This is a genomic window from Rhizobium sp. OAE497 (genome assembly GCF_040546565.1).
Lineage (GTDB): Bacteria > Pseudomonadota > Alphaproteobacteria > Rhizobiales > Rhizobiaceae > Rhizobium.
The window spans coordinates 1,066,496-1,080,616 of the sequence record NZ_JBEPOA010000001.1; the positions used below are offsets into that span (position 1 = coordinate 1,066,496).

The 14,121-nt window shown below is 63.8% G+C and carries 10 protein-coding genes; 5 read left to right on the forward strand and 5 right to left on the reverse strand.

Features of this window, described 5'->3' with window-relative positions; translation table 11 throughout:
- The first annotated feature begins 46 nt into the window (after positions 1-46).
- On the forward strand, positions 47-1,870 hold the full coding sequence (locus ABIE40_RS05445; RefSeq protein WP_199626536.1) for a methyl-accepting chemotaxis protein: 1,824 nt from the start codon (positions 47-49) through the stop codon (positions 1,868-1,870).
- 66 nt (positions 1,871-1,936) lie between these two features.
- Here ABIE40_RS05445 and ABIE40_RS05450 read toward each other — a convergent pair whose 3' ends face one another.
- A complete protein-coding gene (locus ABIE40_RS05450; protein ID WP_199626538.1) occupies positions 1,937-2,857 on the reverse strand; it encodes a LysR family transcriptional regulator in 921 nt (306 codons plus the stop codon).
- A 95-nt stretch (positions 2,858-2,952) separates the two neighbouring features.
- On the opposite strand from ABIE40_RS05450, the gene ABIE40_RS05455 reads away from it, so the two are divergent.
- Entirely contained in the window at positions 2,953-3,162 is a 210-nt protein-coding gene (locus tag ABIE40_RS05455) for a tautomerase family protein (RefSeq protein WP_112719292.1), read from the forward strand.
- A gap of 48 nt (positions 3,163-3,210) precedes the next feature.
- Here ABIE40_RS05455 and ABIE40_RS05460 read toward each other — a convergent pair whose 3' ends face one another.
- The 3 genes from ABIE40_RS05460 to glyS form a co-directional block, all read right to left on the reverse strand.
- Positions 3,211-3,588 carry a cupin domain-containing protein gene (locus ABIE40_RS05460; RefSeq protein WP_199626540.1) on the reverse strand — a complete coding sequence of 126 codons (378 nt, stop codon included), beginning with the start codon at positions 3,586-3,588 and terminating at the stop codon, positions 3,211-3,213.
- A gap of 70 nt (positions 3,589-3,658) precedes the next feature.
- A complete protein-coding gene (locus ABIE40_RS05465; protein WP_199626542.1) occupies positions 3,659-4,564 on the reverse strand; it encodes a hypothetical protein in 906 nt (301 codons plus the stop codon).
- Positions 4,565-4,807: 243 nt separating this feature from the next.
- On the reverse strand, positions 4,808-7,003 hold the full coding sequence (glyS, locus tag ABIE40_RS05470; RefSeq protein ID WP_199626550.1) for a glycine--tRNA ligase subunit beta: 2,196 nt from the start codon (positions 7,001-7,003) through the stop codon (positions 4,808-4,810).
- Between the two features lie 440 nt (positions 7,004-7,443).
- On the opposite strand from glyS, the gene ABIE40_RS05475 reads away from it, so the two are divergent.
- The 3 genes from ABIE40_RS05475 to ABIE40_RS05485 all read left to right on the forward strand — a co-directional run bounded on the left by ABIE40_RS05475 (position 7,444) and on the right by ABIE40_RS05485 (position 11,769).
- Positions 7,444-9,750 carry a Tex family protein gene (locus ABIE40_RS05475; RefSeq protein ID WP_199626557.1) on the forward strand — a complete coding sequence of 769 codons (2,307 nt, stop codon included), beginning with the start codon at positions 7,444-7,446 and terminating at the stop codon, positions 9,748-9,750.
- Positions 9,751-9,884: 134 nt separating this feature from the next.
- The gene (locus ABIE40_RS05480; protein WP_199626559.1) at positions 9,885-11,144 is read left to right on the forward strand and encodes a cyclopropane fatty acid synthase; all 1,260 of its coding nucleotides are present in this window, start codon (positions 9,885-9,887) and stop codon (positions 11,142-11,144) included.
- 49 nt (positions 11,145-11,193) lie between these two features.
- A complete protein-coding gene (locus ABIE40_RS05485; protein ID WP_199626561.1) occupies positions 11,194-11,769 on the forward strand; it encodes a histidine phosphatase family protein in 576 nt (191 codons plus the stop codon).
- Positions 11,770-11,945: 176 nt separating this feature from the next.
- On the opposite strand, the gene ABIE40_RS05490 is transcribed toward ABIE40_RS05485, so the two are convergent.
- Positions 11,946-14,084, reverse strand: a complete 2,139-nt coding sequence (locus ABIE40_RS05490) for a transglycosylase domain-containing protein (RefSeq protein ID WP_130278670.1) — start codon at positions 14,082-14,084, stop codon at positions 11,946-11,948.
- Between the last annotated feature and the right edge of the window lie 37 nt (positions 14,085-14,121).

Consider the following 14,121-nt stretch of genomic DNA (forward strand, 5'->3'; position numbering starts at 1 on the left):
CACACCGCGCCGGAGTCCTTTTCGTCCTTTTCCGCTGCGGGGCATTATGAAAAAATTGCAGATTTCAAAACAACTGATTTTGCTGGTTACCGGCCTGATGCTCGCCTTTGCGATCGCCACCACGCTGCAGGTCCGGTCCTCGGTCAACGCGATCTATAAGGAGCGCTACGACATGCTCCGTTCGGAGGTCCAGTCGGCTGTCTCCGTTCTCAAGCAGTACCAGGCGAAGGTCGATTCCGGTGAGCTGAAGCTGGAAGACGCCCAGAAACAGGCCTACACCACGCTGAACGCCATGAAATACGATCCGGATGGCTATTTCTTCGGCTATAGCTACGACATCCAGATGATGTTCCACTACGACGCCTCGAAGGTCGGCCAGTTCAACAAGGGCCAGCCGGATAGCAAGGGCAAGCTTTACCGCGAAGAACTGGTCAAGCTCGGCCAGCAGGGCGGCGGCCTCGTCGAATATTATTCGACCGCCAAGCCCGGCCAGCCGGCCGGCGATTTCCGCAAGACCGCCTATGCGCTCGCCTTCGACCCCTGGAAGGTCGTGGTTGTAACAGGCGTCTACATGGACGATCTCGACGCGCAGATCCGCGGCAAGGTCTTTGAGGCCCTGACTGCCAGCCTCATCCTCTTCGTTCTCGCGGTGATCGCTGCCTATGTCGTCATCCGCGGCATTTCCGGTCCGCTCAAGGACGTCCACAAGACGCTGCAGGCCGTTGCCGATGAGAATGTCTCGGTCGTCATTCCGCATACCGGCATGAACAACGAGATCGGCATGATGGCCAAGGCCACCCAGTCGCTGCAGGAAAAGATCCGCGAGCGCCATGCGATGGCTGAGCGCGAAGCGGTTCAGGCCCTGGCGCTGGAAACCGAGCGCGAGACCAACCTGCGCGGTCAGCAGGACGAAGCCTCGGCCCAGGCCCGCGTCGTCTCCACGATCGGCGAAGCCCTCGAGCAGATCGCTCGCGGCGACCTGACCGTCCGTTGCGCCGATATCGGCCAGAAATACGCTGCACTCCGCCACAACTTCAACGATGCTCTCCAGCATCTCGAAGCGGCGATGGCCAAGGTCAGCGCCAAGGGCGGTGACATCGGCGTCGCCAAGGAAGAAATCCGCCGCGCCTCGAACGAACTGTCGCAGCGCACCGAGCGCCAGGCCGCCAGCCTGGAAGAGACCTCGGCCGCTCTCGACGAGCTCACCGTCGCCGTTCGCCAGACGGCGGAGGGTGCGCACGAAGCCAGCCAGCGCGTTCGCGAAGTCAGCACCGAAGCCAGCCGCAGCGATGCAGTCGTCACCGAAGCGATCACCGCCATGAGCGGCATCGAGAAGTCGTCCGAAGAGATCAGCAAGATCATCGGCGTCATCGATGAGATCGCCTTCCAGACCAACCTGCTCGCTCTGAACGCAGGTGTCGAAGCAGCGCGTGCCGGTGAATCCGGCAAGGGCTTCGCTGTCGTCGCTCAGGAAGTCCGCGAACTGGCCCAGCGCTCTGCCGCTGCCGCCAAGGAGATCAAGGACCAGATCGCCCGTTCCTCCAGCCAGGTCGACCAGGGTGTCCGTCTGGTCGGTGAAGCAGGTGAAGCCCTGAAGCGCATCTCCGACCAGATCAAGTCGGCCAACGAAATCGTCGCCAAGATCGCCCACAGCGCCTCCGAACAGGATACCACGCTGCGCTCGATCTCGTCCTCGATGAACCAGCTCGATGCGGCAACCCAGCAGAACGCGGCGATGGCGGAAGAAACCACCGCTTCGGCCGAAACGCTGGCTGCCGATACCGACGAACTGCTCGGCCTCATCCGCGGGTTCCGCATCGGCAATGCTGCCCATGCCGCCCCGGCCGTTCAGCACCGCCGCGCAGCCTGAGTTTTTATTACAGACATTTTCATCAAGACCAGCATTAGCGGCCGCCGGAGCAATCCGGCGGCCGTGTCATTTTGGAGAAGCGTCCGCAACCGGCAGTGCCGCAATCGTCTCGCGAAACCAGCGCTGTGCCGGATGGGCGTCGTTGCGCCGGTGCCAGGACATGACGAAGGGAACGGGCGCCAGCTCGACCGGCGGCTCCAGCAGCTGCAAATCGCTCTCCCGCCCGGATGCCTTGACGACACCGGCCATCAGCGTTGCGATCATGTCGGACTGCGCAACGAGGAGAGGGGCCGCATACATATGCGGCAGCGTCAGCGCCAGCCGGCGCTTGAGGCCCTGTTTCGCAAGCGCCGTATCGACATGCCCGAACCGGTCGTTCTCCGGCGAAACCAGCAGATGCCCGAGCGTCAGGAACGTATCGAGATCGAGTGTCCCTTCGGCTGCCGGATGTCCCCTGCGCAGGATGCAGACGAAGCGCTCCTCGAATAGCGGCTGGCTGAGGATGCGGCCCGCCGATGCCGGGGGCACGCCGATCGCCACATCCGCTGCACCTGAATCGAGCATGTCGACGGCGTCGTCGCGGGCGCTGAAGTTACGGACCTGCAGCGTGACGCCGGGCGCGATCTCCTGCAGCCGCCGGACAAGCTGCGGCAACAGCACGAAGGCCGGATGATCTGAAAGCCCGAGCGTGAAGGTGAGCCGTGCCGTGCCGGGCTCGAAGCTCTGCGTGAAGGACAGCGTCCTCTGGATCGCCGACAAAGCCTGCTGCAGCGGCCCCGCCAGATCCACCGCCCGCGGTGTCGGCTGCAATCCATCCACGCCGCGCACGAAGAGCTCGTCCTGAAACAGCGCCCGGAGGCGGGAGAGCGCGGCGCTCATCGCCGGCTGCGTCCGGCCGATGCGGATGCCTGCTTTGGTGACGCTGCGCTCCTGCATCAGCGCATCGAAGGCGACGAGCAGGTTGAGATCGATGCCGTGCAAATCCATGACATGGATGAATGCATATATCGACTATCGATTTCAAGTATGCGCCGCGCAGCCGTAACGTCTGGGCATCAACCGGTCCAACCAAGGAGACGACCATGCCATTCGCCAATTTCAAGGTTCCGCAGGGAACGATGAGCGCCGAGCAGAAGGAAGACCTCATCCACAAGACCACCGCCATCTTCGTCGGCTATTTCGGCGAGGGCGTGCGCCCCTACACGATGGTCCTCGTCGACGAAGTGGCCGACGGCGGCTATGGCCGCGCCGACGAAACGCTCACCATCGCCAAGATGCAGAAGGAGCGGTGATATCAGCTGCAACGGCAGGCTGGCGGGGTTCTCCGCCAGCCGCTTTCCTCAGATCCAGAGATCGCTCTTTGCCGTGCGCTCGCCGCCTTCCTCGCCGGTGTTCAGCGTGCCGCGCGGCTCGATCAGCAGCATCTTCACCTCGGCTGCGGCATAGGGCTTATGCTTGACGCCCTTCGGCACGACATACATTTCGCCCGGCCCGATCGAGACTGCGCCGTCGGGCAGATCGATCCGCAGCACGCCCTCGAGCACCAGGAATGCCTCGTCGGTCGTCGGATGGTCGTGCCAGATGAAATCGCCCTCGATGCGGACGATCTTGAACTGGTAGTCGTTCAGCTCCGCGATCACCCGCGGCTGCCACTGGTCGCTGAATTTCGAGAGTTTCTCGGCGAAATTGATAGCGTTATACGTCTTGGTCTCGGCCATTTTGATCTCCATCTTGCCGGGCAGTGGTAGATCAGGGCGGTGGCGCGGTCTTGAACGTTTGTGCCGGCGCCTATTGCGCCCAGTCGAAGCTCATTGTCTGCAAGTCCAGCCAGGCATTGCCGCCGCCGAAGTTGAATCCCCCCAGATATTCCTCGAACTCGATATAGTACGGGCTGATATCGGGAATGTTCTGCGCCGGGCGCATCGAGCCGCCGATATGGTCAGGAAGATGATCGACCGCCCAGGCATGCTCGCGGTAGTTCTCTTCCTCCACCTCGTCGCCCTCCCAGTAATAGAAGGCCTGGTAGCCGGTCTCCGCCGCTGCCCATTCGTCGCGCGGCGCAATGCCGGCATTCGGGTCTTCCGCGCGGGGCGTGACGTCGAGAGCGCGGTTGTAGAAGAGGTCGGCATGATCTGTGTTGCCGAGCATCTGCAGCAGGCCGTAATTCTCGGTCTGATCGTCGAGATAGACGGCGGCAGCGCCGCGCGCCAGCCATTCGGGGCGGCGGATGCGGTCGCGATACTTGTTCGGCCTCAGCCGCGGCGGCTGGCAGAAGGGCGCGTTGAACTCCGCTTCGGTGAGCAGGATCACCGCATGCGAGCGCCCGAGGAAATCGGCGATCCGGTAGAGCCGCGGATGGCTCAGCCTCTCGCTCATCCAGAAGGGATAGAGATCGCTGTCGCTGGGTTCCTTCGCGTCGGCATCGGCGACCAGCGCCGCGATCTCGCCAACCCGCCCTTCGTCTTCGTCATGCGCACTGCCGAAGAAGGAGAGGGCGACGATATCAGGTCCGAAGCCGCGATATTCCGGAGGCAACAGCAGCGTGAAACCATGCTGCAGCGGATAGCCGGTATTGGCATCGAGCGGCCACTGCTCCTCGACGATCCCAGGGGGCAGGCCGAAACACCAGCCACCGCCACGCGGCCCTTCCTCGGAAACGGATTGCGGGAGGACTTCGATATTATAGGCCTTCATGGCAAACGTCCGTTCGAGGGGCAACCGGCCCTAGGATAGGCGCGGCGCGCCAGATGGAAAACGGCGTTGCGGAGTTTTCCGGCCGCACAGGACCAGCCTGTCTCCCGCCGTCATCCTCGGGCCTGTCCCGAGGATCTGCAACGCTTCCCGTATTGCGACGCCGTAGATCCTCGGGACAAGCCCGAGGATGACGATGCGTTGGTGGGCGGCGTCGGCTGGTATCCGGCGCCGCCCAATCATTCATCACCCGGCGATCTTCGAGAAGTCGGCAACCGTGCCCGTCGCTTCGCGGATCAGCCGCAGCAGCGCCAGGCGGTTGGCGCGGATCGCGGCGTCCTCGTCGTTGACCAGCACGTCCTCGAAAAAGCGGTCGACGGGCGCCCGCAGCTTCGACAGCGCAGCCATCGCCGAGCGGAAATCCTCGTTGACGATCGCGTCCGAAGCCTCGGCGGAAGCGTGGGCGACGGCGGCAAACAGCTCCTTCTCGGCATCGAGCTTCAAGAGCGGTTCGGAAACGCCGTCGGCAACCACGGTGCCCTTCTTCTCTTCGGCGGCGAGCAGCTGGGTGGCGCGCTTGGTGCCGGCGAGCAGGTTCTTGCCGTCCTCGGAGGTGATGAAGGCCGTCAGCGCTTCGACGCGGCGGGCGATCATCAGGAGATCGTCCGTCTCCGGCGTCAACACGGCGTCGATCAGGTCGTAGCGCGCGCCCTGATCGCGCAGATAGACCTTGAGGCGATCGTGGAAGAACGACAGCAGATCGAGCTGGCGGGAAAGATCCGCGCCTTGCTCCGCCCTCGGTACGCCGGCCTTATCGGCGATGTCGTCATCGATCCGGCCCATATGGCTAACGATCCGCGGCAAGAGCGTCAGGCGAACGTTGCGCTCCAGAATGATGCGGATGACGCCGAGCGCGGCGCGGCGCAGCGCAAACGGGTCCTTGGAGCCGGTCGGCTTTTCATCGACGGCCCAGAAACCGATCAGCGTGTCGAGCTTGTCGGCCAGTGCAACGCTGATGGCGATCTTGTCGTCAGGCACCCGGTCGGATGGGCCCTGCGGCTTGTAGTGGTCCTCGATCGCCGTCGAAACGGCGGTATCTTCGCCCTGGAGTGCCGCGTATTTGCGGCCCATGACGCCCTGCAGTTCCGGGAATTCGCCGACGGCCTCGGTGCGCAGATCCGCCTTGGCGAGCACGACGGCCCGGTCGACCAGCTTGTGGTCGGCGCTAAGCGGAAAGGCGATCTTCGCAGCCATGGCCCGCATGCGCTGCACCCGCTCGCCCTGCGTCCCGAGCTTCGCCTGGAAGGTCACGTTCAGCGCATCGAGCTTCGCCATGCGCTGGTCGAGCGGCTTCTTGAGGTCGAGATCGAACGCCTTTGCCGAAGCTTCCAGCGTTTCGAGGTCCGGCAGGTTGCCCTGGTCGCGCTTCCAGAAATGCAGCGCGTCGGAAAGGCGGGCGCGCACGACCTTGCCGTTGCCGTGGATGATTTCCTTGCCGCCATCGGTCGCCTGGATATTGGAAACCAGGATGAACTTGTTCGAAAGCGTCTGCTCACCCTGTTTGCGGGTGACGAAGCACTTCTGGTTGGTCTTGATCGTCAGGCGGATGATCTCGGAGGGGATCGACAGATAGTCTTCCTCGAAGGCGCCCATCAGCACCTGCGGCCATTCGACGAGGCCGGAGACCTCTTCGAGCAGGCCTTCGTCCTCGACCAGCTCAAGGCCGCTGGCAAAAGCCAGATTGGCGGCGTCGGAAGCGATGATCTCCTTGCGGCGCTCGGCATCGAGAATGACCTTGGCCTTCTCCAGATTGGCCGCATAGTCGTCGAAGCGCTTGACGGTGATGGCATCAGGCGCATGGAAGCGGTGGCCGTAGGTGACGTTCGACGCGACGATGCCTTCGATCTCGAAGGGGATGACGGTCGTTTCTTCATGCTCGGTGCCGAAGGTGCAGACGATCGACTGCAGCGGGCGCACCCAGCGCAGCGAGCCGGGCTTGGCGGAAGCCTTGCCCCAGCGCATCGGCTTCGGCCACGGGAAATCGCGGATGATGCCGGGCATCACGCCTGCAATGATCTCTTCCGCCGCGCGGCCGGCGCGCGAAATGACGGCAATGTAGAAATCGCCCTTCTTCGGATCGCTCTGAACCTGCGCTTCGGAAATGGAGGAAAGCCCGGCGCTGCGCAGAAACCCTTCGATCGCCTTCTCGTTGGCGTCGGTGCGCGGGCCCTTCTTCTCCTCGCGCACATCGGCGGAGCGCGCCGTCAGGCCGCGGATATCGAGCGTCAGGCGGCGCGGCGTCCAGTATTCGCGCGCACCTTCATAGGAAAGACCGGCTTCGACAAGCGCATCGGTAACGAGCTTCTTCAGGTCGCCGGCAGCCTTGCGCTGCAGACGGGCCGGAATTTCCTCGGAGCGGAGTTCTAGAAGCAGATCAGGCATGTCACTTTTCCTTGCGTCACCGGGTTCGGGACGGTCCAAAACGGTCGCCTCTGCTACCAAAGAATGCCGCATCTGCACAACCGCAAAAACGCCGCGCGGCGGGGAGGGGAGGGCATTTCGTCGGTGGTGTATCAAATGAGGCGGTCGTGGGTGTGGCACCCCCCTCTGCCCTGCCGGGCATCTCCCCCACAAGGGGGGAGATCGACCCGCGGCTGGCTCATCGCCAATCATTGAAGATTGAGCGAGCGGGCGCGCCCAGCCAATCTCCCCACCTGTGGGGGAGATGCCCGGCAGGGCAGAGGGGGGCGCTCCGGGCTCCGGGCCCACCCATATCCCACCACTCAACCCCCACCTTCCTCTGTGGAAACCGTCCTCGGGCATTGCCTTGCCGTTTTTCGCCGCTATGGTCCCGCAACTTTCGTCAACGCTCAGGACATCCCATGGCCGCAGATCTTCGTTCGCTCTCCGCAGTCATCGCCTCGGAAATCAATGCCCGGCCGGATCAGGCCAAGGCGGCGATCGAGTTGCTGGATGAGGGCGCGACCGTTCCGTTCATTGCCCGCTACCGCAAGGAAGTGACCGGCGGGCTTGACGATACGCAGCTCCGGGACCTCGCCGAACGGCTGGTCTATCTGCGCGAGCTCGAAGCGCGCCGCGACACGATCGTCGAATCCATCACCTCGCAGGGCAAGATGACCGACGAGCTGATGGGCAAGCTCTCGGGCGCCACCACCAAGGCCGAGCTCGAAGACCTCTATCTGCCCTATAAGCCGAAGCGCCGCACCCGCGCCGAGATCGCCCGCGAACGCGGCCTTGGCCCGCTCGCCGAAGCCATCCTCGCCGACCGCTCAAAGGAGCCGGCAACGCTCGCCGAGGCCTATATCACCGCCGACGTTCCAGACGTGAAGACGGCGCTCGAAGGCGCCCGCGATATCGTCGCCGAAGGCATCGCCGAAAATGCCGATCTGCTCGGCAAGCTGCGCGCCCATATGCGCAGTGCTGCCCTGCTGAAGGCCAAGGTCGTCGATGGCAAGCAGGCGGCCGGCGAGAAGTTCTCCGACTATTTCGACCATTCCGAACGCTGGGCGACGGCGCCGGGCCACCGTGCGCTCGCCATGCTGCGCGGCTGGAACGAGGAAGTGCTGACGCTGACGATCGAGGCCGATGCCGACACCGCATCGCCGAACAAGCCGGTGGAGCGGATGATCGCTAGCGCCTATGAAATCGGTGCGAGCCGCCCCGGCGACCGCTGGCTGATGGATGTCGCCACCTGGACCTGGCGCGTCAAGCTTTCCATGTCGCTGTCGCTCGACCTGATGCGCGAGCTGCGTGAGCGCGCCGAGGAAGAGGCGATCCACGTCTTCGCCCGCAATCTCAAGGACTTGCTGCTGGCGGCCCCGGCCGGTTCGCGCGCCACGATGGGCCTCGATCCGGGCATCCGCACCGGCGTCAAGGTCGCCGTCGTCGATGGCACCGGCAAGGTCGTCGCCACTTCCACCGTCTATCCGTTCCAGCCGAGAAACGACGTGCGCGGCGCCCAGGTCGAGCTCGCCTCGCTGATCCGCAAGCACAATGTCGAGCTGATCTCGATCGGCAACGGCACCGGCAGCCGCGAGACCGAAAAGCTGGTGGCGGACATGCTGGCCGAGCTTCCGGGCGCCAAGCCCACCAAGGTCATCGTCTCCGAAGCCGGCGCCTCCGTCTATTCGGCTTCGGCCACCGCCGCCGCCGAATTCCCCGATCTCGACGTTTCGCTGCGCGGCGCCGTCTCCATCGCGCGCCGCCTCCAGGATCCGCTGGCCGAGCTCGTCAAGATCGAGCCGAAGTCGATCGGCGTCGGCCAGTACCAGCACGATGTCGACCAGGGCAAACTCTCCCGCTCGCTCGATGCCGTCGTCGAAGACGCCGTCAATGCCGTCGGCGTTGATCTGAACACTGCGTCGGCGCCGCTGCTCGCCCGCGTGTCCGGCCTCAGCCGCTCGATCGCCGATTCCATCGTCGTCCACCGCGATCAGAACGGCCCCTTCGAAAGCCGCAAGGATCTGCTGAAGGTTGCCCGCCTTGGCAACCGCACCTTCGAACAGGCTGCCGGCTTCCTGCGCATCCCGAACGGTAAGGAGCCGCTCGATGCCTCCTCCGTCCATCCGGAAGCCTATGGCGTCGCCAAGAAGATCGTGGCCGCCTGCGGCCGCGACCTGCGCTCGCTGATGGGCGACAGCGTGCTGCTGAAGGGTCTCGATCCGCGCAAGTTCATCGACGAGCAATTCGGCCTGCCGACCGTCAAGGACATCATCGCCGAACTCGACAAGCCCGGCCGCGACCCGCGCCCGAGCTTCAAGACCGCGACCTTCGCCGAAGGCATCAACGAGATCTCCGACCTGAAGCCCGGCATGACGCTGGAAGGCACCGTCACCAATGTCGCGGCCTTCGGCGCCTTCGTCGATATCGGCGTCCACCAGGACGGTCTGGTTCACGTCTCCCAGCTCGCCGACCGTTTCGTGAAGGATCCGCATGAGGTTGTCAAAGCCGGCGATGTCGTCAAGGTGCGCGTCGTCGAGGTCGATGCCAAGCGCAAGCGCATCGCTCTTTCGATGCGCAAGGACGATGCCGGCGCACCCCCGCCGCGGGGCGAGTCGCGGGCAAACAACGCGCCCCGGTCGCAGAATTCTTCGCGCTCCGCACCGCCAAAACAGGAAAGTCAGGGCGCATTCGGCGCTGCCCTGGCCGAAGCCATGAAGCGAAAATAAGCACTTAGGGCTAGCATTTGCAAAAATGTCACACTTTGGCAGCGTTGTTGCCGGAGTGCTAAACTGTGCGCTTGTCAGACGAAAGGCACGCATTAAGTTGATGTGACCGTCCTGTCACATTGCGAGGCCTTATCATGGCGTCGGGATTTCTATCGATTGTCCAGAAAATCATCCGCAAGGGTAACCTGAAGCTTACACTCGCCAACGGCGAGACACATACGATCGGGGATGGCAGCGGCGATTTCGTCGCTGTCCGCATCGCCGACGAGGAGGCGGAAAAGCTGATCCGCCGCGACCCCACCCTCAAGCTTGGCGAAATGTATATGGATGGCCGGTTCATTCTTGAACACGGCAACATCTACGACTTCCTCGCCATGGTGAAGCAGAACACCACCAACGAGATCTTCGATATCCCGATGGCGGCGCTCCTCATCGGCCGCATTGCCCTGCAGCAGCTGAAGAGCCGGCTTCCCGTCAATCACAACAAGCGCAACGTTGCCCATCACTACGATCTGTCGGAGCGCCTGTTCGAGCTCTTCCTCGATGAGGACTGGCAGTATTCCTGCGCCTATTTCGACCCGCCTGGTATCAGCCTGGAGGAGGCCCAGGTCGCCAAGAAGCGCCATATCGCCGCCAAGATGCTGCTTGAGCCGAACCAGCGCGTGCTCGAAATCGGCTCCGGCTGGGGCGGCATGGGGCTCTATATCGCCGAGGCGACGCCGGGTCTCGATCATACCGGCATCACGCTCAGCGAAGAGCAGCTGAAGATCTCGCGCGACCGGGCCGAAAAGCGCGGCATCGCCGATCGCGTCCGTTTCGAGCTGCAGGACTACCGGACGATGAAGGCCGAGCCTTTCGACCGCATCGTCTCGGTCGGCATGTTCGAACATGTCGGCATCGGCAATTTCCCCGGCTATTTCAAGAAGGTGCACGAGCTGCTCGCCGATGACGGCGTCATGGTTCTGCACTCGATCGCCCGTCCGAAGCCGAGCTTCGCCACCAACGCCTTCATCGAGAAATATATCTTCCCTCAGGGCTATATTCCCTCGATCGGCGAAACCATCCCGGCGATCGAAAAGGCCGGGCTTTTGGTGCGCGATGTCGAGGTGCTGCCGCTGCATTACGCCTACACGCTGCGTGCCTGGCGCGAGCGCTTCGTGGCGCGCAAGGCCGAAGCGGTCGGACTCTACGACGAGCGCTTCTTCCGCATGTGGGAATTCTATCTCGCCGGTTCCGAGATCGGCTTCCGCTGGGACGAGCTTTTCATCATGCAGATCCAGATCACCAAGAACCAGTATTCGACGCCCGATAACCGCAACTATATCCCGGCCGCCGAAACCAGGCTCAAGGAATTCGAGGCGGTCCGCCCGCCGCTCGAAAAGATCACGTTCTGACCATCAGGCGCGGCTTCAAGGCCGCGCTTTTGCATATTAAGGTGCAGTCATGCCCTATCCCGAGATCACCCTTGTGCGCCACGGCGAAACCGAGTGGAGCCTCTCCGGCCGCCACACCGGCCGCAGCGACATCCCGCTGACCGCAAAAGGCGAGGAAGCCGCCCGCGGCCTCGCGTCCCGCCTTGCAGGGATTACCCCCGCCGCCGTCTGGTCGAGCCCGTCAGCCCGTGCCCGCAACACCTGCGCCCTCTCGGGCTTCGGCGCCAACGCCGTCATCAAGGACGACTTGGCCGAATGGGACTACGGCGACTACGAAGGCATCACCACCAAGGAGATCCTCCAAACCCGCCCCGGCTGGCAACTCTTCCGCGACGGCTGCCCCAACGGCGAAACCGCCGCTGCCACCGGCACCCGCGCCGACCGCATCATCGCTGAACTCCGTGCCCTCAACGCCCCGGTCCTGATCTTCTCCAGCTCCCACTTCCTCCGCGTGCTGGCCGCCCGCTGGCTCGGCCTGCCGCCTGAGGGTGGCGAGAAATTCGTGCTGGATACGGCGAGTGTCAGTGTGCTCGGCTATGAGCATGACCTGACCGAGCCGGTGATCCGGCGGTGGAATGGGCGGTAGGGGTTACACTGTCGAGGCGGGCTGCGTTCTTGTGCTGAAAAGAATCCTTCGCCGCGCAGACGCGCGGCTGCTGGTTGCCTGTGACATCCCGTGGGCGCAGACCTAAGGCCACAGGAATAAGGGAGTGTTGGGTGGGCGCCGCAGGGGGGGGCACCTACGGGTGCCGGCCCCCAACCTCACTCCACACTCGCAACCTTCTGCGCCTCGAGCGGCGCGGCATCCTTCAGTTTCTCGCCGAGGTCCTTCAGGATTTTCGTGCTCTCCACCGAGAGCATCCGCGGGCGGACCAGCTGGGGGGTGCCGTCGGCGGGTTTGGCGGCGGCGGTCTTGGCGGCGTCCTTGGGGGAGGGCAGCGGGTTTTCGATGCCGGGGATCGGACGGAGCACTACGCCCTGGTGGGCGTAGTCCATGGCGCGCTTGAAGGTCATGGCGGGCAGTGATCCCCCGGTCATGTTGTTGGTCGAGGTATAGTCGTCATTGCCGAACCAGACGGCGGTCGTGTAATTGCCGGTGAAGCCGACGAACCAGGCGTCGCGATAGGCCTGCGTCGTGCCGGTCTTGCCGGCGGTGACGATGCCGTTGTCGAGTGCTGCCTTGCGGGCGGTGCCGACATAGGGGATGCGGCTCAGCATCTGGTTCATCTCGTCGTCGGCCTTTTCCGACAGCACCCGCTTTGCCGGCGGCTCGTCGCGGTCGAAATCGTAGAGCACGTCGCCGTCGTAATCGAGGATCTGGGTGATGCCGTGGCGGCGGGACTGATAGCCGCCTGCCGGGAAGACGGCATAGGCCGTCGCCTGGTCGAGGACGGTCACTTCCGATGTGCCGATCGGGATCGTCACGTCGTCGCGCACCGGCGATTCCACGCCCATCGCTTTCGCCATGGCGCGGATCGGCTGGATGCCGAGCTTTTCCTTGGCGAGACGCACCGGAATGGTGTTGATCGACTGGGCGATCGCCGTTTCCAGCGTTACGCGTCCGGCATAGCGGTTTTCGTAATTGTGCGGGCTCCAGTTGCCCCAGGAGATCGGCGCGTCGATGATCGTCGTCTTCGGCGTCATGCCGCTCTCCATGGCCACCGAATAGGTGTAGACCTTGAAGGAGGAGCCCGGCTGGCGCAGCGCCTTGGTGGCGCGGTTGAACTGGCTCTCGCCGTAATCCCGCCCGCCGACCATGGCGCGCACGGCGCCGCCGTTTTCGATCATCACCATCGCGCCCTGCTTGGCGTGATAGCTCTCGCCATATTCGCGCAGCGACGTCTCGACCGAATCCTCGGCCGCCTGCTGGATGCCCATGTCGATGGTGGTGCGCACGACCAGCGAATGCTGGTGGAAGCGCGAGGCGAGCCGCTGCACTTCGTCGAAGGCCCAGTCGAGGAAGAAATCGGGGGCTTCCTGCTCGTTGCGGTCGATCGCCGTCGCCGGATTGCGCCGCGCCGCGATCACCTGGCCCTCGGTCATCAGCCCGCTCTGCACGAGATTGGTGAGCACCTCGTTGGCGCGCGCACGCGCCGCCGGAAGATTGACATGCGGGGCATATTTCGCCGGCGCCTTGAACAGACCGGCAAGCATGGCGCTTTCGGCCAGATTGACGTCGGTGATGCTCTTGCCGAAATAGAACTGCGAGGCTGCCGCCGCCCCGAACGTGCCGCCGCCCATATAGGCGCGGTCGAGATAGGTGGAGAGGATTTCCTTCTTCGAAAGATTGGCCTCCAGCCACAGCGCCAGGAAGGCTTCGGTGATCTTGCGGTCGATCGAGCGTTCGTTGGAAAGGAACAGGTTCTTCGCCAGCTGCTGCGTCAGCGTCGAGCCGCCCTGCACGACTTCGCCGGCCTGGGCATTGGTGACCAGCGCGCGGAACAGGCCGATGACATCGATGCCGAAATGGTCGAAGAAGCGCCGGTCTTCGGTGGCGAGCACCGACTTGATCAGGCTGTCCGGCAGCTCGTCGATCGGCACCGAGTTCTGGTGGATGACGCCGCGATGGCCGATGACATTGCCGTAGCGGTCGGTGAAGGTGACGGCGAAATCGCCGCGATTGCGCCAGTCTTCCTTGGTCGCCTCGAAGGCGGGCTGGGCAAGCGCCAGCATCAGCACGGCGCCGACCGAGCCGAGCGTCAGGCCTTCGCCGCCAAGTTCGAAGACGATGCGCTTCCAGCCGCGAACGCGGAAGCGGCGGAAGAAGATGGTGATGTCTTCCCAGATTTCGGCAGAGCGGAAGCCGGCATTCCAGACCGTCGAATCGATCCAGGAATCGATCTTCAGCAGAAGATGTTTGCTCTTCTTCGGCTGCTTTTCCGGAGTTTCAGGATCCTGCACGTTGTTCTTCCCGCCCGATCGCGCTTGACGGCTGGCC